Here is a 21,991-nt window from a genome sequence, read left to right on the forward strand (position 1 = left end):
ATGATGCATGACCCGGCCACTAAGCTGGTGATTTTCGATTGCGACGGCGTGCTTGTCGATAGCGAGCCGATCTCGGTTGAGGTCATGGTGGCCGAGTTTGAAAAGGCAGGCGTGGCGATTGATGCCGATTATGTCTATCGCAACTTCCTTGGCCGCAGCATGGCAACGGTGGTGGACACGGCCCGCGAGGAGTTTTCGTTTGCCATCGGTGACAGCTTTCTGACCAGCCTGCGCACCCATCTGTATGAACGCTTCCGGCAGGATTTAAAGCAGATTTCCGGCCTACACACCGCACTCGACGATCTCAGCAAAGCGGGCATTCACTGGTGCGTGGCCTCCTCCAGCCAGCCAGATCGCATTGCTCTGTCACTTAGCGTCACCGGGTTGATCGAGCGTTTTCAGCCGCATATTTACAGCGCCACCATGGTGAAAAACGGCAAGCCCGCACCGGACCTGTTTCTGTATGCCGCCGAGAAAATGGCAACACAACCACACCAATGCGTGGTGGTGGAAGATAGCCCCGCTGGCCTCACCGCCGCCCGCGCCGCTGGCATGCGCGCCTTAGCCTTTACTGGCGGCGGCCATGCAACGGGCGACATCTACCACGGCAGCATTGACGCCCTGAAGCCAGACGCCAAATTTGACGCCATGGCCAATCTGGTTCAGTTTGTCTTATAAGCATTAGGGCGGAAACAAATTCATCATGCGAGATCATCTGATTGCGGTGGATGTCGGCACCGGCAGCGCGCGTGCCGGTGTCGTGACGCGCACCGGTCGCCTGCTGGCCCGGCGCGAACACCCGATCCTGCTTTCACGCCCAAGCGATGAGCGTGGCGAACACAATTCCCAGGATATCTGGGAGGCCTGCTGCATCGCGGTCAAGGCAGCCCTTGCAGAGGCCGGTATCGCCCCCAAAGCCATTGCCGGTATCGGTTTCGACGCGACCTGCTCGCTGGTGCTGCTTGACAGAAGCGGCCAGCCGCTCTGCCTGAATGGGGAGGATGGTTTCGACACAATTTCCTGGCTGGATCACCGCGCCACGGCTGAAGCCGAAGAATGCGGACATATCGATCATCCGGTGCTGCACCACAATGGCCGGGTCATCTCCCCTGAAGCCGAAATCCCCAAGCTGATGTGGCTGAAGCGTCATCGCCCGGATCTCTGGCAAAGACTGGGTTTAGCCTTCGATCTCGCTGATTTCCTCACCTGGAAGGCGACGGGCAGCCCGGCGCGGTCGCTTTGTACCCTGACATCCAAATGGACGTTTTTCGGCCATAGCAAGCCCGGCTGGCAACAGGATTTTCTGGATCGTGTCGGGCTGGATGACGTGCTGACTCGCGCAGGCTTACCAGAAGAGGCGGTTGCGGTTGGCAAACGCGTCGGCACACTCAGCACGGACGCTGCGGACGCGCTGGGTCTTATTCCCGGCACTCCCGTTGCCGCCGGCATGGTCGATGCCTATGCAGGCGCGCTCGGCGTGCTGGGATCGACGGATCTCTCAGACCCTGAGCTTAACCACGTGGCGATGATCGGCGGCACCTCCAGCTGCCTGATTGCGCTCCGGCCCAAGCCTCTTTACGGTTTCAGCCTCTGGGGGCCTTATTTCGGGGCCATTTTCCCCGATCTCTGGCTGGTGGAGGCCGGACAATCGGCAACCGGCGCGCTTCTCAACCATCTTGTCCGCAGCCATGCGGAAGGCGGCGAACCGAGCATCGACAATCATCGCCGCATCATTGCCCGGATCGCTGAATTACGTGCCGCCGAAGGTGCGTCTTTCGGCCAGAAAATCAACGTCCTGCCGGATTTTCACGGCAACCGCTCGCCCTTTGCCGACCCAAACCTGACCGGAACCATCTCCGGCCTGACGCTGGATGCCTCGTTTGACGGCCTCTGCCGCCTCTATTGGCGGGCCTGCGTCGGCATCGTGCTTGGCCTGCGCCAGATCGTCGAGACACTCAGCAAAGACGGGATAGGCCCGCTGCGCCTGCATCTCACCGGCGGTCACGTCAAAAACCCGCTTCTGGTTGAGCTTTACGCCGAGGCGACCGGCTGCGAATTGGTGGTGGCCGATAGCACCGATGCCGTACTGGTCGGCACCGCCATCAATGCTGCCAGCGCCGCCGGGCTTTATCTCGGCCTTGCTGAGGCAGGCGCGGCGATGGCTGAACCAGGGCGGCTTGTGGTGCCGAACCCGGATATGAAAGAGGTTTACGACCGCGACTACGCGCGTTTTCTCGCCATGCAGCGGCACCGGGCCGAGCTGGACGCGATCTGAGCGGCAAAAGCACCACCATAACGGACACGGAAACACCGGTCTTGATTGCGCGGCCAATTGTTTCTATATCGGGCGGGAATTGGCTGATAGAATGATAAGCCAAGCTGCATCGTGCAAGCTGCATTGTGAATGACCCGCTCTTCCTGCCCATGGCGTTGCTCAAGGCCCGCCCGCAGCAGTCGAGAACGGTCTTCTCGCAGACATTTGAGAAATGACGCGCCCCGTGAATACGCTGGATTTTGACAAGAGACCGGAAGATACCCGCGTTGTCGTCGCCATGTCAGGCGGCGTCGATAGTTCTGTCGTGGCCGGAATGTTGAAACGCGAAGGCTATGACGTGCTGGGCATTACGCTCCAGCTTTACGATCATGGTGCCGCCGTGCATCGGGCCGGGTCCTGTTGCGCCGGTCAGGATATTGATGATGCGCGCCGGGTCTGTGAGACGCTCGGCATTCCCCATTATGTGCTGGATTACGAACAGCGCTTCCGCGACACCGTGATCAATCCGTTCATGGACAGCTATATCGCCGGTGAAACGCCGATCCCCTGCGTGGCCTGCAACCAAACGGTCAAATTCGCCGATCTTCTAGCCACCGCCCGCGAGCTTGGGGCCGACGCACTGGCCACCGGCCACTATATCCGTTCACGCGCCACGCCTCTGCCGAACGATCCTGGCCACCGCGCCCTGTTTCGTCCGATTGATAGCGAGCGCGACCAGAGTTATTTCCTGTTTGCCACCACCCAGGAACAGATCGATTATCTGCGCTTTCCGCTGGGCGGCCTGTCCAAGGCCGAGACCCGCAAGCTGGCCGAGGACATGGGCCTCGTCGTCGCGCAAAAGGCCGACAGCCAGGACATCTGTTTCGTGCCGCAGGGCAAATATGCCGACATCATCAACAAGCTGAAGCCGAACGCGGCATTGAGTGGCGATATCGTCCATCTCGATGGCCGGGTTCTGGGCCAGCATGAAGGCATCCTGCACTATACAATCGGCCAGCGCAAAGGCTTGGGCGTCGCCACTGGTGAGCCGCTTTACGTCGTCTATCTGGACGCCCGGTCGCGCCGGGTCATCGTCGGGCCGCGTGAAGCGCTGGAAACCCGCCGCGTCTATCTGCGTGACATCAACTGGCTGGGCGACCGCTCCATCGAGGATGAGGCAAGCGGCGGTTTTGCCTGTTTTGCCAAGGTGCGCTCCACCCGTCCCCCTGCTCCGGCCCATCTGCATGCCGATGAAACCGGCATTTATGTTGACCTCGATATGGGGGAAGCTGGCGTTGCGCCGGGACAGGCCTGCGTGCTCTATTCGGGCGAAGGCGCCGACGCCCGTGTCTATGGCGGCGGCTTTATCGAACGCTCGGAACGCCAGGCCGAAGCCGAGACCTTCCTGAAGGCGCTTCTGGCGGGCGCGCAAGCCGCCTAACCGCTTGTTGTCACAAGGCAAAATTCACGTAATGCAACAGGACCGTTACCAGCGGTCCTTTTTTGCATTTTGCCTGCTTGACTTTGCAACGACGCTCGCCTTATAAGCCGCCCATCGCTTCGGACAGCTTTCTCGACAAGCAAAAGTCCTTGAGGTGCGGCGGGATAGCTCAGGTGGTTAGAGCGTGGGATTCATAACCCCAAGGTCGGCGGTTCAAGTCCGCCTCCCGCTACCATTCTTCAAAAAACCAGACCTTTAAATATCAGCCATGGCTGGTTTTATTTTGGCGACCTTTTTCCATCCCGGCATCTACTTCACTGAGAGTCTGTCAGGTTTAGATTGAGCCAGACAGACTCTAGGTTTTCCCTGAAAACCTCTAAAAGCTCTATCTTTTAAAGGCATTTTTAAACAAATAAAACCTTCGTGGATTTGTCAATTTTAAAGTTGACTCCGTTTGTATAGTTCATATTGTCCGCCTGTGACGGAGACGGGATATCTCCTCACGCCGACAGCATGAAGGAAGGCGGAGCATGACGAAAATGACGAAGGGGGCCGGTGGACGCGCGCAGGCTGCGAACCGGACGATGTCCAGACATGGACAATTGCTGCTCGGCAGTATTGCCGGCCTGGCGCTGATTGCTGCCGCCTCGCAAGCGTGGTCGCAAGAGAAAGATACGGAACTCTCGACCATTACCGTTCAGGGCAAATCCTCGGCCACCGGCCCGGATGCCAATATCGTCGCCAAAGAGACGACTGTCGGCAGCAAGACCGATACACCGATCATCGATATTCCCCTGGCTGTCTCGGTCGTCACTCTGAAGGAAATGGAAACTCGCGGCGTCAGCGACATGCAGGCCGCCGTCGCCTATACGTCCGGTGTGGTTGTCGATGAATTCGGCTCCGACGATCGCTACGACTATTACCGTATTCGCGGCTTCGACACGACCACGCTCGGCATCTATCGCGATGGCCTGAGTGCGCGCATTCCCGCCTGGTTTACCGCAGCCCGCACCGAACCCTACGGCCTGGAACGCGTGGAAGTGCTGAAAGGCTCGACCTCCACCCTGTTCGGCCTCAACGGTCCGGGCGGGATGATCAATGCCGTCACCAAACATCCGACCGACACGTTCCATGCCGAGGTCTATACCACCTTCGGCGACAACCATATCGAAACCGGCACGGATTTTGGTGGGCCGCTCGACAAGGAAGGTGTCTTTACCTACCGCGTCACCGCCAAATGGCAGAATGCCGACCTGGGCTCGGATTATTCCAACGATGACCGCATCTACGTCGCACCGGCCCTGACCATCAGCCCGGACGAGAGCACGTCGCTGACCTTCCTGACCGACTACAACAAGCGCGACACCACACCGGCCCTGGGCTTCCCAGCCGGTCTCGACGTTGATACGACCCGGTTCTACGGCGAGCCGGACTTCAACAAGTTCGATACGATCCAGAAGGATGTCGGCTACGAGTTCCGCCACGAGATCACCGAGGGTCTGACCTTCCGGCAGAATGCCCGCTACTCGCATGTGGACCTGGATTATGAGACAGTCTATGGCGCCAGCACAGATTCGAGCGTCAATCGGGAAGCCTATGCCGTGGACGGCGTGGCGGATCGTTTCGCCATCGACAATCAGCTGGAATATGACACCAGCACGGATCGCCTCGACAGCAAGACGTTGCTAGGCGTCGACTATGCCTATGACAGCACCCATGAAGTCATAGGCTATGGCTCGGCCCCGGGCATCGACATCAACAATCCGGTGTATTGCGGTCGCTCCTGCGTGTCTCTCGATCCCTATCTCGATTGGAAGGTCAAGCAGAAGGCGCTTGGCGTCTACGCCCAGGAACAGCTTACGCTGGATGACCGCTGGATCCTGACGCTGGGCGGGCGTTATGATTATGTCAATACCAAAGCCGACTATCTCTATACCGGCACGAGCGACAACAACACGTCGGAAGCCTTCACCAAGCGGATCGGCTTGAGCTACAAGATCACGCCGGAACTGGCGGCTTATGCCAATTATTCCACGTCCTTCCAGCCGCTGGTGACCCCGACCGCCAATGGCTATTCCGTTGAAGGCTCCCTGAAGCCGCAGGAAGGCGAACAGTATGAAATCGGCTTGAAATACAAGCCCGATAGTTTCGACGCCCTGTTCACGGTCGCCCTGTTCGACATAACCCAAACCAATGTTCCCTCCAACGTCACCCCCATACTACAGCGCCAGATCGGTAAGGTCGGGGTGCGCGGCGTGGAAGTGGAGGGCAAGGTGGCGCTCAACGACCGCTGGAACATGACGCTTGCCTATTCCTATTGGGATGCCGAGATCAAGGAAGACGGTACGGGCGGCGATGCCGGCAATCGCCCCGAGCGGGTTCCGAGGAACACCGCGTCGGCCTGGGTGGATTACACCATTCCCGGCGATGGCTGGCGCGGCGACCTGACGCTGGGCGGCGGTGTCCGTTATGTCGGCTCCAGCTACGGCGATTCGGCCAATACCGTGAAGGTCGATGCTTATACCGTGGTCGATGCCATGGCGAGCTACAAGGTGACAGACAACGTCACCTTCGCGATCAATGCCAAAAACCTGTTCGACAAAAAATACGTCACCACCACCTATTACGGCAGCTCCTACTACGGCGACCGCCGCACGGTTTTGGGGACGCTGAAATATACCTGGTAACGGGAAAACCTCACCAGGGCACAGCAAACTACAGCGCCGTGCGCCATATATGGCGAATGGCGCTGTAGAGTTTGTCTGGTTCAACTTGACCCTGACAGAGTCCAGGTCCCAATTTGCTCAGGAGAAGCGAACGCCCGCCACATCAGATAACCACATCTGATAATCCGCAAGCGTCGCGGATGTGCTTCAGCATTTAAATTGCACTTCGTCGTTCAGTCCTGCAAAGACGCTGTACCCGTCCAGCATCGAGAGGCTGCCGTCTCCTCTCAATTGATCGATCTCACGCGTTGCCATCGCAGCCGTGCCACCTGTTGCTTACCATCGAGAGGAGCCGGGTCGCCGCTGAGAATGAGCACAGTGTCGGATGCGCGTTCTATATACCGCGTCTGATGCCCGCCAACCCAGTTGGGCAACAAGCTGAATTGCAGATGATGGATAACAATTGCCGCCTGCGGATCGATCGTATAGCGACCTGCATAGGCAAAATAGCTCGTGGCTGCGGCAATCAATTGATCGTCCTTTCCACCTGATATCTCTGGAAAATCATAGAGCTTGCGGTTTGCCGCCATGATCTGCACCGACATCCAGCCATCGGACGCATAGGATATGTATCCACTGACGTTTGGACCCATCACGTCCACGACGGCGCCCGCGTCATCCATGCTGGTAAAAGTTTCCAGGGACCATGTGCCCTGGAGCCAGTCAGCGAGAGGTAATTTCGAAACTGGTTGGGGCATCATCACTCCTGAATAAAGGCAACCGCGCGAGTCCAGCCTGCGGAAGCGCCGCGGATTTTAATGGGAAAGCACGAGACTTCGAAACCTGTCGAGGGCAGGGTTTCGAGCTTTTGCAGTTTTTCCATATGGCAATAACCGATGGTCATGCCGGCAAGGTGCCCCTCCCAGATCAGGCTCTTGTCATGGGTCTGCTCATAGCGCTCAGCGGTATACTTGAATGGCGCATCCCAACTCCACGCATCCGTACCGGTGACACGGACCCCGCGCTCCAACAGGTAGAGTGTCGCATCGCGCCCCATCCCGCAACCGCTGGAGAGATAGCTGAGATTGCCGTAATGGTCCGCCGCCGAGGTGTTGACCAGAACGATATCAAGCGGTTGCAACTCATGACCAATTCGCGCCAGTTCGGCCTCCACTTCAGCGGCGGTTACAACATGACCATCGGCCAAATGGCGGAAGTCCAGCTTGACACCGGGGCGGCAGCACCAGTCGAGCGGCACTTCGTCTATGGTGATGGCGCGTTTTCCGCCGTCCATCGTGGAGTGGTAGTGATAGGGGGCATCCAGATGGGTGCCGTTATGCGTCGTCAACCGGATCTCCTCAATGGCCCAACCCTCCCCATCGGGAAGATCCTCCGGCTTGAGGCCGGGGAAATAGGCCGCCATCTGCGACGCCATTTCTTTGTGGCTGTGATAGGTGATCTTGGGGTCAAGACCCGGGGGATCGGACGGCACGTCGTTTTCGATCACCATCGAAATATCAACGATCTTTCGGGCGGGCTTTGCTGCGGCCACCGCCTTGGAAGAAGCCGCAAGCGCGCCCATCAGTCCGCCCATGGCAGCCATTATCGTTCTCCGGTTCGTCTTGAATTGTTCATTGTCACCGACTGACATGGGCTCTAATCCTTGTTGCAATTACGTTTCCGCAGACATTGATCTGCGCATTCGATAATTAGGTAGGTCGAACGACCTAATCAATATAGGAGATTGTCACATGTCCGTGAAGAGCATCACTGCGACACGTATTCTGGACGCGGCTGAAGCTTTATTTGCTGACCTCGGTTATGATGCGGTGTCGATCAGAGCGATCACCGATAAAGCCGATGTGCGGCTTAACCTCCTCCACTACCATTTCGGAACCAAGGAGGCGTTATTCGAAGCCGTGATTGCCCGCCGGATGGTGGTTCTCAACACATGCCGTCAAGACGCGCTCAGCAAGGTCCCAGCTGGGATGGGACGTGACATCGTTGCCGAAATTCTATCGGCTTTCGTGCGGCCCTATCTGGAGCTTGCAACCAGTAGCGAAAATGGATGGGCGAGCTATGCAAGGCTGATCGCGCAGATCAGCCAATCGAACCGGCACTTGCCGCTTCTCCAGTCACACATGGACGAGACTGCCCAGCTGTTCATCGAGGCGCTTAATGCCGCTTTGCCACAAGCGCCGCGACATAGTGTGGCGCGGGCGTTCATGTTTACCGCAGCATTGATGGTGTCAGTATTCTCTGGCGTTGCCCGTATAGACGGATTAACAGGCGGTGCGATCACTGGCGGTGATCTTGAAGGGGCAATTGACCCTTTACTCGCTTATTCCCTTGCTGGCTTCCTGGAAATCTGCGGGTAAAGGCAGGCAAGCCCCTCAAGCCCTCCGGCGCATTAGCAGGATCAGCACCGGCGCGCCGATCAGCGCCGAGACCAGGCCAGCGGCGATTTCGTAAGGATGGACCAGGGTCCGGCCAATCCAGTCGGCCATCATCATCAGCACGCCACCGATCAGCACCGCACCGGTCAGCTGCGGCCCGGCGCGCAGCAATCCCGCCTCGCGGGCCAGATGCGGGGCCATCAGGCCGACGAAGCTCAAGGGGCCGACCGTCAGGGTAGCCGCACCGCTGAGAGCACCTGCCAACAGCAGCAGCAACAGCCGGGCCATTGCGAGCGGCACGCCAAGTGCGCCCGCAGCAGACGGCCCCAGCGGCAGAAGGTCCAGCCACCGGCGCAGCAAGGCGACAATCACCACCAGAGCCACGGCGATGATCGTCACCGTGATGGCACTCGTCATCGTGACATTATAGGTCGAGCCGCTCATCCAGCGCATCAGGAAGGTGGCGCGAGGATCGCCGCTCGCCGCCAGCACACCGACCACGGCATCGACCATGGCGCTCAGCGCAATGCCTGCCAACAGCACCCGCTCCGGCGCAAAACCAGCCCGAGCGGCAAACAGGAAAATCACCGCCAACACAGTCAGAGAACCTGCCGCAGCAAAACCGAGTTGCATCCCAAGACTTGGCGCCGCCAGGAAGAACACCGCCACTGTGACCCCGAAGGTTGCTCCGGCGCTGATGCCCAGCACTTCCGGACTGGCCATTTCATTGCCGGTCAGCCGTTGCAGGATCAACCCAGCCACCGCCAGCATAGCGCCAGAAGCAAAGGCGGCCAACACGCGGGGAAAGCGCACAGGCAGAATTTCACTGTAGAGCGAGGGGGACAGAAAAGCCCAATCGCCGACGGTACTGCGCCCGAACAGTAGCGCCATGGCGATCAACGCAACGCCACCGATCAGCCCCACGATCAAGACCGTCCGCGTCGAGGCAAGATGCCGAGGCTTCGGCACTCGCTCGACCATGATCCGATGCCGGGTTTTCAACAGCGGCAGCAGCACAAGCAGCAGCGGCGAACCGAACAAGGCGGTGACGGCCCCGGTCGGCAGCATGTCGCTGAATTGGTCGGCAAGCAGCAGCAATGCGCTATCGGCAAAGAACAGCAGCGCCGCACCGATCAGGGTCGACCAGACCAAAAGCGCGCCGGAACGCCGCGCGCCGGTCAACCGGGCAAGCGTTGGCGCCACAAGCCCGATAAAGCCGATCACCCCGACCGCGCTGGTGACGAAAGCCGCCAGCAGCACCGCAAGCGCAATAGCCGCCGCCCGCAGATGGCCGGTCTTGACGCCGAGCGCGGTGGCTCCTGCCTCCCCAAGTTCGACGAGAGTAAGCGGTCGCAGCAACAGGGCGGCGGCCAGTGCCACCAGCCCGACCTTGGGCAGAAGGGTGAGCGCCGGAACCCAGCTTTGCTGGGCGAGCGACCCCGCCCCCCAGATAAACAGGCTAACCAGATAGCGCTCATTGAGCAGCACTAGCACGCTCGACAGCGCCCCACACCACAGGCTGACCACCAGCCCGGACATAACCAGCGAAAACGGTGAAAAGCCACGCCGCAAGCCCATCAGCAGCACCAAGCCCGCCGCAATGGCGCTCCCGGCCAGTGCCACCATATCGCGGCCAAAACCCAGCAGACCGGGCGACAGCAGCAGCGCCAGGACGATGGCGAGATTGGCCCCCGCCGAAACGCCAAGCGTGGTCGGCGAGGCCAGCGGATTGCGCAGCACCTGCTGGAACAGCGCGCCCGACAAGGACAGCGCCCCCCCGCAGATTAGCGCCATCGCCAAACGCGGCAGGGTGGCATTGTAAAGCACGGCATAATCAATGTCGTAACCGGCACTTTCAGGCCGCGCCAGCACCGGTGCGATGCCATGCCATGCCATCAGGCCCCCAAGACCGGCAAGCAGCAGGGTGACGAGGAGCGGACCTAGATAGGACGGTCTGGAAGAGAACGGAATATTCATGCTTGACTGTCCAAGTAGTCGGTCAGCAGGCGCGCGAAGCGCATGGCTTCCACCACCATCCCAAACATCAGGGTTGAGGGCAGGACGGCGAAGCGCTCCGGCTTTGCCATCGACAAGGCCTGCCAGAGCGGGCTTTTTGCCAGCACCGGCATGACATCGGCGGGAACAGGCTCGAAGGCAATCAGCCGGGCGCGCGGATCGGTGATTGTCGCCAGGGTCTCGATGCCGATCAGCTCGAAACCCCAGTAATTGCCAGGCTTCGTCCATGCATTGGTAAGGCCGAGCCGCTGGAGGACATCATGATAAAGGCCGGGCGCCGTATAGACCCGCACATGGCGGGCATCCATGAAATTGACCAGCGCCACCGGCGGCGCATTCAGCCTGGCAAGGCGAGCGCGGCAGACATCGAAAAACGCATCGGCCTCGGCCAGAAAGGCCTCGGCCCGCGCCTCCAGCCGCATCACCTTGCCGAGATCCCGCGTCGCACTGTAAGAGGCGGTCAGGATATCGGTAGTGTCAGGCGCATAGACGCTGGCGCGAAACAGCGGCGCCAAGGCTTGCAGCCGCGGGTTCAGCGGGTCGTTAAAGGCCGTGGACAGGATCAGGTCGGGCTTCAGGGCGATCAGCAATTCGAAATTGACCTCCCAGGACGAGCCGAGATCGATCACGCCGTCAGGCATGCGCGGCTCTTCCACCCATTTGTCCCAATCGGCCAGAGACGCCACTGCCAGAGGTGTGACCCCGAAGGCCAGCAGGGTCGAGGCAAGGCCGTAATCCAGGCAGACAACACGAGCAGGCGCAGCACTCTGGGCCCGAGCAGCAGACGCCATGAACAGGCTCACACCCCCCGCCAAAAGATGGCGGCGGCTGAGCGACAGGAAAGGATCAGCAGACATAGGCGAGCGGGATCTCCAAACCTGGATGGCGGGTGACGTCCATGTCGACGCCGTAAATGGCGTTCAGCGTCTCGCGGGTCATCAGGGCCGTGGGGGAGCCTTCGGCAATCAATTGCCCAGCCTTCAGCGCATAGAGCCGGTCGCAGAAGCGGCTGGCCATGTTGATGTCATGCAGGACGATGATGACGCTCAAACCCTTTTCCTGCGACAGGCGGCGCACCAGCGCCAGCACGTCCATCTGATGGGCGATATCGAGCGCCGAGGTCGGCTCATCCAGCAGCAGGCATTCGCTGTCCTGCGCCACCAGCATGGCGATCCAGGCCCGCTGGCGCTCGCCGCCCGACAGCGTATCCACCATGCGGTCCGCCATCGGCAGGACATGGGTCAAGTCCAGCGCCTCCTCCACCTTGGCCTTGTCCGCCTCGGTAAACCGGCCAAGCGCGCCATGCCAGGGATAGCGTCCGCAGGCCACCAGTTCGCGCACGGTCATGCCATGGGCCGCCGTCACGTCCTGTGGCAAATAGGCAACCTTGCGGGCAAAATCGCGCGCGCCAAGCGCGCCGGCATCCGCCCCGGCAAAATGGATCGTCCCGGATGTCAGGCTTTGCTGGCGGGCGAGAAGCTTCAGCAATGTGGATTTGCCCGAACCATTATGGCCGACAAGACCGGAAATCTCACCCTTACGAAAACCGATCGACACATCCCGCAACAAGGCCCGGCCATCGACGGTGAAACCAAGCGCCTGCGTTTCGAAAATCATCTCCGGTTCGCCTGCGGCCAGGATTTTGCGATGTTCGCTCGCCATCAAAGATCCTCTAATACACAGTGCCACTCAGCTTGAACTGGGCGGATAAAACATGATAATAAAAATCAACTATACACAGTCTTGCCGCTTCGCAAGTGTGTTTTCAACTCTGTTTTGCCCATCGCCTGCACCTCACTTGTCCCGGATTGGCCAATGTCCTACCTGCCCCGCATGACCAGCAAGATCGACGGACTGTCCGTCTCCTCCGGCCTGCACCGGCGCTATTGGAACGGCATGGTCGCCGATCTCTGGTCGGTGGATTGCCAAAGCGACGCGGGTGGGCATTATGTCAGCAGCGATCCGCGCCTGTTCATTCTTTTGGACGCCGCAGGCGAGGATGGGGCCGACCTCAGCATGGCTGAAGGCGGTGGCAAGCGGATTTCCGGAGCGATTGCCAGGGCAGCCCATTTCATTCCCGCCGGGTTGGAACTATCGACTGCGATCACCGGGGTGAAAAGCCTACGGCATCTGGACCTGCATTTCGATGCTGATATCTTGCGGCACCGGTTAGGCGAGGATGCCGGGCTGGCGGCATTGCACCAGCCGCGCTACCTTCTTGATGATCCTCGACTGCTGGCCCTGGCCGAACTGATCGCCGCCGATGTCGCCAATCCGCATCCCCTGCACGATCTCTATGGAGATGGGCTGGTCAGCGCGCTGCTGATCGACGTGCTGAACATTCGCCCCACCCCTACGCACCAATTGCCCAACCGCAAACGCAGCAAGCTGGCCGCCTGGCAGCTCCGCCGGGTTTGCGATTTCATCGAGGCCCATTGCCTGCGCACCATCAGGCTGGAGGAACTGGCTGGACTGGCGGGCCTGTCACCCACCTATTTCAGCCACGCTTTCAAGGCGTCAACCGGCCTATCGCCGCATCAATGGCAAATGAAGGCGCGGATTGAAACGGTCAAACAACGGTTGCGCGACCCCGCCGTGCCGCTGACGGTGATCGCGGCGGAAACCGGCTTTGCCGATGCCGCCCATTTTGCCCGCAGCTTTCGCCGCGCCGTCGGCCTGTCGCCGTCCGAGTGGCGGCGGGTCCGGCTCAATTGAGTTGGCGGCAGCGCCGTGCCGGTTCAGCAATGCGGTGCAATACCCCGACAGGATACGACGCAAACGTTTTTATGTGCCGCTTACCCCCTCTGTCCTGCCGGACATCTCCCCCTCAAGGAGGGAGATCGATATGCGCAAGCCAGAGGTGGGTTAGGCCACCGATAAAACGATAGCATCGTGTACTCTGACAATACCCCTTAAAATTCTGTGCGGCGGGACACGGTTTGCCCAAATCCGTTCAAGCCGTCCATGCTTGCGACAAGCACGACAGAAATACATGAATTAATTAGTCATCATTTGAAATTCATGCCCGGCTGGGGCATCGGCAATAAGGTGATGATATGGGGACGGCATTGGTTCAGGCACGGAAAACAAAAGGGCAGGATCGCTCAAACCGGCATCGCGCCGCCCTGATGGCCGGGATTGCCCTGCAGACGCTGTGCCTGCCGGGCTTCGTCCATGCGCAGGACGCCACCACCCAACTGTCGACCATCACCGTCGAAGGCAAAAGCGAAACCGCGACCGGCCCTGTCGATGGCTATGTGGCCAAGCGCACATCGACAGGCTCGAAATCCGATACGCCCCTCGCGCAAGTTCCGCAATCGGTCTCGGTGATCGGCACCGCCGAAATGGCCGATCGCGGCGTCACCAACAAGGTTGATGAGGCGCTGCGCTATACGTCCGGCGTCTACACCCAGCCGTTCGGTGCCGATGGCGACACCAACTGGATGTATATTCGCGGCTTCGAGGCCACCCAGACCGGCAGCTTCCTTGATGGTCTGAACCTCTGGAGCTATGGCTTTGGCGGGTTTCTGGTGGATCCTGTCGTGCTGGAGCGGGTGGAAGTGCTGAAAGGCCCGGCCTCGGTTCTCTATGGCGGCTCCAATCCGGGTGGCATTGTCAACATGGTCGGCAAGCGCCCGACGGGGGAAAAATTTCTCACCACCGAAGTTGGTATCAACAATTATGGCAATGCCTTCCTGACTTTCGATACCGGCGATACGATCAAGGACAGTGATGTCAGCTACCGGGTGACTGGCAAGATCGCTGGCGGCGACAAGGCTGCCGATTATTCCCATGATTTCCGTGGCGTAATCATGCCGCAAATCACTTGGGCTCCGGATGATGGCACCAAGCTGAATGTCTATGCCTATTATTCCTATCTCGACCAAACCTCAGGCACCAATGGCTTCCTGCCCTATGTCGGCACGGTGGAAAAAGCCTCCTTCGGGCGGATCGACCGGGATGCCTATTATGGCGAACCGGGTAGTGACTACAGCTATTCGCGCCAGACCATGGTGGGCACGGATTTCAGCCACGAGCTTGAAAACGGCTGGACGTTTTCGCAAACCGCCCGCTATTCCTACCTCAACAAGGCCGAGAACACGCCTTATACCTATGGCTATTACGATCCGGCCACCGGCAGCAATTATCTTTCTGAACCGACAAGCAGCGATGCCTACCTGACACGGCTTGGCTTCAGCCACCATACCGAAGTCAATTCCTTCGCCATCGACAATCACCTGAACGGCGAGGTCGAGACCGGAGCGCTGAAGCATGACCTAACGCTAGGCGTCGATTACAAATTCTACCAGCTCGACCAGGTGCAGGCCAGCACCACCGACACGCCGATCAGCGCCACCGATCCGGTCTATGGCACCACCCAGCCCGCCAATTCGGTCTATCTCAACCAGATCCTGCGCCAGAACCAGATCGGCGGCTATGTGCAAGACCAGATCCATTTCGGCGGCGGCTTTATCGCCACGCTGAATGGGCGTTACGACTATGTCTACACCACGTCCAACGACCGTACCGCCAGCAATGCCGACTATGACAGCAATGAAAGTGCGGCAAGTGGCCGGGCGGGTCTCGCCTATCAATTCGACAATGGGTTGACGCCCTATGTCAGTGTCGCCAGCTTCTTCAATCCACAGATCGGCGTGACCCAGGGCGATCCGTTGAAGGCGGAAAAAGGCGAACAATATGAAGCGGGCGTCAAATACGAGCCAAGCTTCTTTCCGGGCATGATCACCGCCTCGGTCTTCCAGATTGACAAGAAGAACTGGACCGTCACCGATCCGCTGACCTTTCTCTCCACCCAGATCGGCGAGGTGCGCTCGCGCGGCTTCGAGCTGGAAGGCAAGGTCGAGCTGAATGCCGATTGGAAGGCGCTGGCCTCCTTCACCTATCAGGATCTGGAGATTCTCGAACACGCCGATACATCACTGATCGGCAATTCACCCTATCTCGTGCCAAAGATGCTGGCCTCCGCCTGGCTGGATTACGCCATACCAACCACGGTTCTGGCCGGAAAACTCGAAGGCGTCAGCCTGGGCGGCGGCATTCGCTATCAGGGCGAAAGCTGGGCCGATTACGCCAATACCAAAAAAGTGCCTGATGCCGTGCTGTTCGATGCCGCCATTCGCTACAAGAAAGACGATTGGGGTGCAGCGCTCACCGTTACCAACCTGTTTGACAAGCAATATGTCTCCGGCTGCCAGGGTACGCTGACCTGCGGCTATGGCGAAGGTCGAACCGTGACGCTGAAGATTTCGAAAAGCTGGTAAGGTTTTATCAGAAAACCTATCGCGCCGCCTGCACCACAGGCGGCGCTGGATTATCGCAACAGATCAAGATTCCGGCTGGTGACCGAGCGGATCGACAGTGTCCGCATCATATCTGCCAATTGTTCCGGCTTTGCCTTCACGTCGCAATAGCGAAGCGTGACCCGCACCGGCAGTTCCAGTTCGGACTTGTCGGACAGGCTGACCGCGGTCTTGAAGGCGCGCGGGTCCTTCACCGCCTGCCAGGCATAGACGCATGCGCCGCCGCTCTTGCCGAGCGTGCCGGTGGCAACCCCGAATTGCCCATAGCCGTTCTGATGAATGGCGGTGTCGGTCACCATTTTGACACCGGGAAACAGTTTCTTGATCGACGCGGGTGCTTCATCATTCATCGCCATCTGGCGAAAGCGGTCGCTGTCGGCAAGGCCGATCTCGATTGCCAGGCTGTTTTCACCAAGCTTGCCGGCGGTCGGGTATAGCAGGGTCTGAAAAGCCGAAGCCGGTTCGACGCGATGACGATTGCCCGTGATCGGTGCCGTCAGGCCGGAGAGTTTCAGCATCGCCACTTCGGGCGCGCCCTTTTCCACAGCCTGCGTCTTTGCCGCCAGCGGCTTCTTCTTGGAAATCGACCCTGTTGAGCCCGGATCGATACCAGCCACGCAGGAAGACGCCGCCAAGGCGACGCCAAACATCGACAGGAGCGTTCCGATCCGTCGCAAGCTTCGGTTTGCGGCAGGGGCACTACCCTTGCCGGGACATTGGTCATCTGTGGTTTTCATAGCCGTTTACCTCGTCAAACCCATCCTACCGCATCATTTCTTAAATCAGGATTGATTTAAGGCGAAATAATCCGGCCCGGTCGTTTTGTGCAGCGTCCTCGCACCGTCTGCAAGACGGGCAGCGTGGTTGTTGCCGCAAGCTTTAGTGATCGAAGTGTTAACGAAATATTAAAGAGAAGAGACCGACTGTCTCATGCTGCGACAGCAATAGTTGCAGGTCAAAACCCATGGCTATCACCGGTAAATGAAATAAAAACTTTTCGTTAAATTTTAGCGAATATGATGAGGGGTGATAGAAGAGGTATGATTGTAATGCGTAGAATCCTCATCATCGCCCTCTTGCTGGCTTTGGCAAGCTGCGCTCGGCCGCCCAGCCAGATCCGCAATGCCTGCGCGATCTTCGAGCAGAAGGACGGGGCCTTTGAAAACTGGAAACGCGCCGCCCGCTCGGTGGAGCGCGAATATGGCGTTCCGGTGCCAATCCTGCTGGCGACCATCTATACCGAATCCAGCTTCCGTGCCCGTGCCCGGCCACCCAGACGCTACATTCTCGGCTTCATTCCGTGGAAGCGCGTCTCGACGGCCTATGGCTATTCGCAGGCTCTTGATGGTACCTGGGACCGCTATCAGCGTGAAACCGGCCGCTACCTTGCCCGGCGCACCAATTTCGGCGACGCCGTGCGCTTCATCGGCTGGTATCACTACCAGAGCCACCTGCGTAACGGCATCCCCTTCAGCAGCCCCTACAACATCTATCTGGCCTACCATTCCGGCCAGGACGGCTACCGCCGAGGCGCTTACCGCGCCCGCCCGGAGGCTTTGGCCGGTGCCAAGCGCTTCGCCGCCATCACCGCCGTTTACGAGCAGCAGCTGCGCCGCTGCCCGTGAGGCTTGGCGTTACATCCGCAAGTGTTCTGAAGAGAATACGGTCTGGGGCGGCAATGCGGGTAAAATAGTAACACGACGCAAACATTTTTATATGCCGCTTACCCCGCTCTACCCTGCCGGGCATCTCCCCCTCATGGGGGAGATCGATATGTGGAAACCACTTACCCTACAGAAACCTTGTTATTTCCAGCATATTCAGTCGCCAAAAAGATATGCCGTATGTGCTTTTTACCGATCTCCCCCATGAGGGGGTAAGGAGTGGTTAGCAAAGCCGATGAAACGATCCAGTGAATCGTTTTATTGACGAACGCTAGCAAGCCAGAGGGGTAAGCCACGGGTAAAAACGATAGCGTCGTGTACTGTCAATCGGAACCGGCACGATCCTCTTCTAATACCAAGTCTCGAAGATGCGTCAGCATGTCAGAGCCTTGCTATAAATGGAGGAGCCGGACGCACAAATACGGCGCATGAAAAAACCCCCGATCTTGCTATCGGAGGCTCTGATGACTGTTGGCTTTTGCTGTTGGTCCGTTCGTCTCAGGCTGACTGGATTGCCGAGATGCTCCAGCCCGAACCAGGGCGGCGCACGAAGGTCCAGACTTCCACCGACTGCTGCGGATGATCGGGATCACCATCCACCACAGCGCCGGTGGCACGGTCACGCATCACATCGATGGCTTCATAGCGCATGGCGACCGTGGCATAATCGATAGTGCCTTCGCGCCAGGCTTCGGCCAGGTCACCCTGCAGGAGATGGACATCACGCACCTCGTTCTTGACGCCCTTGGTCGCGTGTTCACCAAGCTCTTCGGCGAGGTAGGACATGGCTTCCGGCGTGGTGATCCGGCGCAGGGCGGAATAGTCTTCTTCCGCATAAGCCTTCTGCATGTCTTTCAACAGGCTCTCGAAAATCTCCAGATCCTTCGGGCCGATGCCGACATCATCGGTACCGGCCTTAACAACGGCCGGACGAGTGACACCGAGCGCGGCGCCAGATCCCATTTTCGGAATGGAGAAGCCACCGAAACCGCCAGGCGATCCCCCGGACGAACCTTGGGAAGCATTCCCCGGCTGCGACATGTCATTGCGCGAAGCCGGACCGGCATAGGACGACGCCGTGCGATTGCGGTTGAAGAAACGCATGGCCAGCATGATCAAGCCGCCAATCAGCAAGAGCTGGAACAGCATGCCGAACATGCCAGCCGCACCGCCGAAGCCGCCGCCGAGCAACATGCCGAACAGACCACCCATCAAAAGGCCGCCCATCAAACCACCGGCCATACCGCCAAACAGGCCGCGCGACGCAGGCTGCTGCATGCCGGGCGTTGTCGCACCGTTATTCGGTGTCATGCTCCGCTGAATGGGCGCTGCGGTCGTTGGCGCGGTGCTGGTCGCTGGTGGGGCGCTAAAGGTGCGCTCGCCACGGCTACCAAAACTGCTGGAGCTTCCGGCCCGGCGGGCCTCTGCGAAATCGACCGCCGACAGGGTTACTGCCACTCCGATTGCCACGATGCCGATGATCCTGCCTGCTCTTCCCATGACGTCCTCTCTCCAAACGTGCCCTTTCGGGCTGCTGCGCCCAAATGAGCCTTCCTTGCCCATATGGCGATGGACCTACCCGATGTTAAGGGTCGGCCAGCAAAAAACGGGCTAACCTTATGATTGCATCAGCACCAACCGGATGGAGGCCGCCACCGCGCCCACCACCGCCACGCCGACAATCCAGAAAATCGCAAACCACAGGATCTTCTGTTTCAGGGATTTCGGTTCTGTCCCAATGTCTTGCGCCATCAATGATACCCTTCTTCCGGATCGATCTTGCCTCGGAACACCCAATAGGCATAGGTCGTATAAATCAGAATGATCGGCACAAGGATAGCCGCACCAACCAATAGGAATTTCAGGCTGGTATCGGGCGCCGCCGCTTCCCAGATCGTCACCGAGGTGGGGACGATATAGGGATAGAAACTGATACCGATACCGACATAGCCAAGCACGAACAGGCCAAGCGAGGCGACGAAAGGCAGCCAGTCCTTACCATCACGCAGCCCCTTGAACACCAGATAGAGGCAGCCGAGCACCAGAATTGGCACGATGACGGAAAACACCGCCGTCGGAAAGGTAAACCAGCGATCAAGATAATGCGGCTTCAACCACGGCGTCCACAGGCTAAACACGCCCATCGACCCAACCGTCAGCACGGCGGCGGCAAGCGCGTAGCGTTGTGCCTGGGCGCGCAGCGGCCCGACCGTCTTGAACACCAGCCATGTGGCCCCCAGCAGGGTATAGCCGAACACCAGGGCAACGCCTGTTGCGATCGAAAACGGTGTCAGCCAGTCCCACCAGCCACCGGCATAGGCGCGGTCAACGACCGGAATGCCCTGTACCAAAGCGCCCAGCGCCACGCCTTGCGAAAAGCCAGCCACCAGCGAACCACCGGTAAAGCCGACATCCCAAACGCCCTTCCAGCGCCGCGTGCGCCAGCGGTATTCGAAGGCCACGCCGCGAAAGATCAGACCAAGCAGCATAAGAATGATCGGCATGTAAAGCGCCGGCAGGATGGTGGCATAGGCCAGCGGAAACACCGCCATCAAACCACCGCCGCCCAGCACCAGCCAGGTCTCGTTGCCATCCCAGACGGGCGCCACCGAATTCATCATCTGGTCACGGTCATGCTCGCTCTTGAAGAACGGAAACAGCAGGCCGACGCCCAGATCAAAGCCGTCAAGGATGACATAGGCCAGCACCGCAAAGGCGATGATCGCGGCCCAGAGGAACGCATAATCAAAGGGCATGGGAGCCTCCTTTGCCGTGGGTATGGTGAGCGGGGCCGGGCGTGATCCCGGTGCTACGCAGTGGTGCATCGCCGATTTCCGGCGTCGGATCGCGCGGCAATCGCGCCATCAGCCGCAAAATGTAAAAGGTTCCGGCCCCGAACACGAAGAAATAGACGATGATGAACGCGATCAGCGATGCCGCCACCGCAGGCGCGGCAATTGGCGAATGGGACTGCGCCGTCAGCAAATGACCGTAGATCGTGTAGGGCTGGCGACCCACTTCGGTGGTGATCCAGCCGCTCAATACCGCGATGAAACCCGCGGGTCCCATGGCAAAAGCGGCGCGATGCAGCCAGTCACTGCTATAGAGTGTGCGGCGATAGCGCGCCCACAGGCTCCAGAGACCCAGCCCCAGCATGGCAAAGCCCAGGCCAACCATGACGCGGAACGACCAGAAAATCACCGCGACCGGCGGCTCCAGCTCATCCGGCACGGTATCCAGCCCGGCCATTGGCGCATTGAGGTCGTGTTTGAGGATCAGGCTGGAGAGTTTTGGAATCTCGACGGCATAATCCACCCGTTTTTCGGCGGGATTGGGAATGCCGAACAGAATGAGCGGCGCGCCATCGGGATGGCTGTCATAATGACCTTCCATGGCCATGATCTTCACGGGCTGATGTTCCAATGTGTTCAGCCCGTGGGCATCACCGGCCAGGATCTGGATCGGCGCAACCACGGCGACCATGCCCATCGCCATCGAAAACATCTTGCCAGCACGGCGCGGCGCGGTCTTGCGCAGCAGATGCCAGGCACCCACCGCCCCCACCACCAGCGCCGTGGTGAGATAGGCGGCCAACACCATGTGCACCAGCCGATAGGGGAAGGACGGATTGAAGATCACCGCCCACCAGTCGAGCGGGATGAACTGGCCTTTATCGTTCATGCCGAAACCGGCGGGCGTCTGCATCCAGGAATTGACGGCGAGAATCCAGGTGGCCGAAATCAGCGTGCCGAAGGCAACCATGCAGGTGGCGAAGAAATGCAGCTTTGGCCCGACCCGTTGCAGCCCGAACAGCATCACACCCAGGAAGCCTGCCTCAAGAAAGAAAGCCGTCAGCACCTCATAGCCCATCAGCGGCCCGATCACCGGCCCGGCCTTATCTGAGAACACCGACCAATTGGTGCCGAACTGATAGGACATCACAATGCCCGACACCACGCCCATGCCGAAGGCGACGGCAAAGATCGTCTTCCAGAAATTGAACAGCTCGAAATAGACCTGTTTTTTGGTCCAGAGATACAAGCCATTCAGCACAGCCAGATAGCTGGCCAGCCCGATTGAAAAGGCAGGAAAGATAATGTGGAAAGAGACCGTGAAGGCAAACTGTATTCGCGCGAGAAGAACGGCATCGAATTGATCGAACATGGCAGCGCACCTCTTCAATGGAACCGGACCCGGCAGCGACAGGCATGGCGGACACGATATCAATTCAAA

General features: G+C 59.3%; 18 protein-coding genes and 1 tRNA gene. 9 read left to right on the top strand and 10 right to left on the bottom strand.

What is annotated here, in order from left to right; translation table 11 throughout:
• Positions 1-3: 3 nt before the first annotated feature.
• The 5 genes from AVCG78_RS11910 to AVCG78_RS11930 all read left to right on the top strand — a co-directional run bounded on the left by AVCG78_RS11910 (position 4) and on the right by AVCG78_RS11930 (position 6,382).
• Positions 4-678: an HAD family hydrolase gene (locus AVCG78_RS11910; RefSeq protein ID WP_071205111.1), complete on the top strand. Its 675-nt coding sequence runs from the start codon at positions 4-6 to the stop codon at positions 676-678.
• A 25-nt stretch (positions 679-703) separates the two neighbouring features.
• The gene (locus AVCG78_RS11915; protein WP_071205085.1) at positions 704-2,275 is read left to right on the top strand and encodes an FGGY-family carbohydrate kinase; all 1,572 of its coding nucleotides are present in this window, start codon (positions 704-706) and stop codon (positions 2,273-2,275) included.
• Positions 2,276-2,498: 223 nt separating this feature from the next.
• Positions 2,499-3,695: a tRNA 2-thiouridine(34) synthase MnmA gene (mnmA, locus tag AVCG78_RS11920; protein WP_071205112.1), complete on the top strand. Its 1,197-nt coding sequence runs from the start codon at positions 2,499-2,501 to the stop codon at positions 3,693-3,695.
• A 158-nt stretch (positions 3,696-3,853) separates the two neighbouring features.
• Positions 3,854-3,930: transfer RNA gene (locus AVCG78_RS11925), tRNA-Met, on the top strand.
• A 304-nt stretch (positions 3,931-4,234) separates the two neighbouring features.
• Positions 4,235-6,382 carry a TonB-dependent siderophore receptor gene (locus AVCG78_RS11930; RefSeq protein ID WP_409065477.1) on the top strand — a complete coding sequence of 716 codons (2,148 nt, stop codon included), beginning with the start codon at positions 4,235-4,237 and terminating at the stop codon, positions 6,380-6,382.
• 266 nt (positions 6,383-6,648) lie between these two features.
• On the opposite strand, the gene AVCG78_RS11935 is transcribed toward AVCG78_RS11930, so the two are convergent.
• Positions 6,649-7,044, bottom strand: coding sequence for a lipocalin-like domain-containing protein (locus AVCG78_RS11935; RefSeq protein ID WP_174089703.1), 396 nt, complete (start codon positions 7,042-7,044; stop codon positions 6,649-6,651).
• 77 nt (positions 7,045-7,121) lie between these two features.
• Positions 7,122-7,955 (bottom strand): cyclase family protein, encoded by an 834-nt coding sequence (locus tag AVCG78_RS11940; RefSeq protein WP_234665071.1) that lies wholly within the window; start codon positions 7,953-7,955, stop codon positions 7,122-7,124.
• Between the two features lie 157 nt (positions 7,956-8,112).
• Here AVCG78_RS11940 and AVCG78_RS11945 point away from each other — a divergent pair, with 157 nt between their 5' ends.
• Positions 8,113-8,739 (top strand): TetR/AcrR family transcriptional regulator, encoded by a 627-nt coding sequence (locus tag AVCG78_RS11945; RefSeq protein WP_071205088.1) that lies wholly within the window; start codon positions 8,113-8,115, stop codon positions 8,737-8,739.
• 15 nt (positions 8,740-8,754) lie between these two features.
• On the opposite strand, the gene fhuB is transcribed toward AVCG78_RS11945, so the two are convergent.
• Genes fhuB through AVCG78_RS11960 form a run of 3 tightly spaced genes read right to left on the bottom strand, consistent with a single transcriptional unit; the run spans position 8,755 to position 12,435 of the window.
• A complete protein-coding gene (fhuB, locus tag AVCG78_RS11950; RefSeq protein WP_156582835.1) occupies positions 8,755-10,734 on the bottom strand; it encodes a Fe(3+)-hydroxamate ABC transporter permease FhuB in 1,980 nt (659 codons plus the stop codon).
• Positions 10,731-11,612: an iron-siderophore ABC transporter substrate-binding protein gene (locus AVCG78_RS11955; RefSeq protein WP_071584778.1), complete on the bottom strand. Its 882-nt coding sequence runs from the start codon at positions 11,610-11,612 to the stop codon at positions 10,731-10,733. The genes fhuB and AVCG78_RS11955 overlap by 4 nt, the downstream gene beginning before the upstream one ends.
• A gap of 7 nt (positions 11,613-11,619) precedes the next feature.
• On the bottom strand, positions 11,620-12,435 hold the full coding sequence (locus tag AVCG78_RS11960) for an ATP-binding cassette domain-containing protein (RefSeq protein ID WP_015916995.1): 816 nt from the start codon (positions 12,433-12,435) through the stop codon (positions 11,620-11,622).
• A 153-nt stretch (positions 12,436-12,588) separates the two neighbouring features.
• On the opposite strand from AVCG78_RS11960, the gene AVCG78_RS11965 reads away from it, so the two are divergent.
• The gene (locus AVCG78_RS11965; RefSeq protein ID WP_174089704.1) at positions 12,589-13,488 is read left to right on the top strand and encodes a helix-turn-helix transcriptional regulator; all 900 of its coding nucleotides are present in this window, start codon (positions 12,589-12,591) and stop codon (positions 13,486-13,488) included.
• 341 nt (positions 13,489-13,829) lie between these two features.
• Complete coding sequence (locus AVCG78_RS11970) at positions 13,830-16,055, top strand: TonB-dependent siderophore receptor (protein WP_081355342.1); 2,226 nt, start codon at positions 13,830-13,832, stop codon at positions 16,053-16,055.
• A 50-nt stretch (positions 16,056-16,105) separates the two neighbouring features.
• On the opposite strand, the gene bcsN is transcribed toward AVCG78_RS11970, so the two are convergent.
• Positions 16,106-16,831 (bottom strand): cellulose biosynthesis protein BcsN, encoded by a 726-nt coding sequence (bcsN, locus tag AVCG78_RS11975; protein ID WP_139191463.1) that lies wholly within the window; start codon positions 16,829-16,831, stop codon positions 16,106-16,108.
• 312 nt (positions 16,832-17,143) lie between these two features.
• Between bcsN and AVCG78_RS11980 the strand changes: the two genes are divergently transcribed.
• Complete coding sequence (locus AVCG78_RS11980) at positions 17,144-17,719, top strand: transglycosylase SLT domain-containing protein (RefSeq protein WP_041697036.1); 576 nt, start codon at positions 17,144-17,146, stop codon at positions 17,717-17,719.
• 537 nt (positions 17,720-18,256) lie between these two features.
• Here the strand turns inward: AVCG78_RS11980 and AVCG78_RS11985 are convergent.
• From AVCG78_RS11985 to AVCG78_RS12000, 4 genes are all read right to left on the bottom strand, one after another.
• Positions 18,257-19,258, bottom strand: a complete 1,002-nt coding sequence (locus AVCG78_RS11985) for a Tim44 domain-containing protein (protein WP_071205093.1) — start codon at positions 19,256-19,258, stop codon at positions 18,257-18,259.
• A gap of 117 nt (positions 19,259-19,375) precedes the next feature.
• A complete protein-coding gene (locus AVCG78_RS11990) occupies positions 19,376-19,510 on the bottom strand; it encodes a DUF2474 domain-containing protein (RefSeq protein WP_139190353.1) in 135 nt (44 codons plus the stop codon).
• Positions 19,510-20,514, bottom strand: coding sequence for a cytochrome d ubiquinol oxidase subunit II (gene cydB, locus AVCG78_RS11995; protein WP_071205094.1), 1,005 nt, complete (start codon positions 20,512-20,514; stop codon positions 19,510-19,512). The genes AVCG78_RS11990 and cydB overlap by 1 nt, the downstream gene beginning before the upstream one ends.
• A complete protein-coding gene (locus tag AVCG78_RS12000; protein ID WP_071205095.1) occupies positions 20,504-21,922 on the bottom strand; it encodes a cytochrome ubiquinol oxidase subunit I in 1,419 nt (472 codons plus the stop codon). The genes cydB and AVCG78_RS12000 overlap by 11 nt, the downstream gene beginning before the upstream one ends.
• Positions 21,923-21,991: the final 69 nt, after the last annotated feature.

This window comes from Gillisella vitis, from assembly GCF_021559775.1.
Taxonomy (GTDB): Bacteria; Pseudomonadota; Alphaproteobacteria; order Rhizobiales; family Rhizobiaceae; genus Allorhizobium; species Allorhizobium ampelinum.

Coding starts and splice junctions, on each gene's coding strand:
- AVCG78_RS11910 (WP_071205111.1), top strand. CDS start 4: ATGCATGACCCGGCCACTAAGCTGGTGATTTTCGATTGCGACGGCGTG.
- AVCG78_RS11915 (WP_071205085.1), top strand. CDS start 704: ATGCGAGATCATCTGATTGCGGTGGATGTCGGCACCGGCAGCGCGCGT.
- AVCG78_RS11930 (WP_409065477.1), top strand. CDS start 4,235: ATGACGAAGGGGGCCGGTGGACGCGCGCAGGCTGCGAACCGGACGATG.
- AVCG78_RS11935 (WP_174089703.1), bottom strand. CDS start 7,044: ATGGATGACGCGGGCGCCGTCGTGGACGTGATGGGTCCAAACGTCAGT.
- AVCG78_RS11940 (WP_234665071.1), bottom strand. CDS start 7,955: ATGGGCGGACTGATGGGCGCGCTTGCGGCTTCTTCCAAGGCGGTGGCC.
- AVCG78_RS11945 (WP_071205088.1), top strand. CDS start 8,113: ATGTCCGTGAAGAGCATCACTGCGACACGTATTCTGGACGCGGCTGAA.
- fhuB (WP_156582835.1), bottom strand. CDS start 10,734: ATGAATATTCCGTTCTCTTCCAGACCGTCCTATCTAGGTCCGCTCCTC.
- AVCG78_RS11960 (WP_015916995.1), bottom strand. CDS start 12,435: ATGGCGAGCGAACATCGCAAAATCCTGGCCGCAGGCGAACCGGAGATG.
- AVCG78_RS11965 (WP_174089704.1), top strand. CDS start 12,589: ATGTCCTACCTGCCCCGCATGACCAGCAAGATCGACGGACTGTCCGTC.
- AVCG78_RS11970 (WP_081355342.1), top strand. CDS start 13,830: ATGGGGACGGCATTGGTTCAGGCACGGAAAACAAAAGGGCAGGATCGC.
- bcsN (WP_139191463.1), bottom strand. CDS start 16,831: ATGAAAACCACAGATGACCAATGTCCCGGCAAGGGTAGTGCCCCTGCC.
- AVCG78_RS11980 (WP_041697036.1), top strand. CDS start 17,144: ATGCGTAGAATCCTCATCATCGCCCTCTTGCTGGCTTTGGCAAGCTGC.
- AVCG78_RS11985 (WP_071205093.1), bottom strand. CDS start 19,258: ATGGGAAGAGCAGGCAGGATCATCGGCATCGTGGCAATCGGAGTGGCA.
- AVCG78_RS11990 (WP_139190353.1), bottom strand. CDS start 19,510: ATGGCGCAAGACATTGGGACAGAACCGAAATCCCTGAAACAGAAGATC.
- cydB (WP_071205094.1), bottom strand. CDS start 20,514: ATGCCCTTTGATTATGCGTTCCTCTGGGCCGCGATCATCGCCTTTGCG.
- AVCG78_RS12000 (WP_071205095.1), bottom strand. CDS start 21,922: ATGTTCGATCAATTCGATGCCGTTCTTCTCGCGCGAATACAGTTTGCC.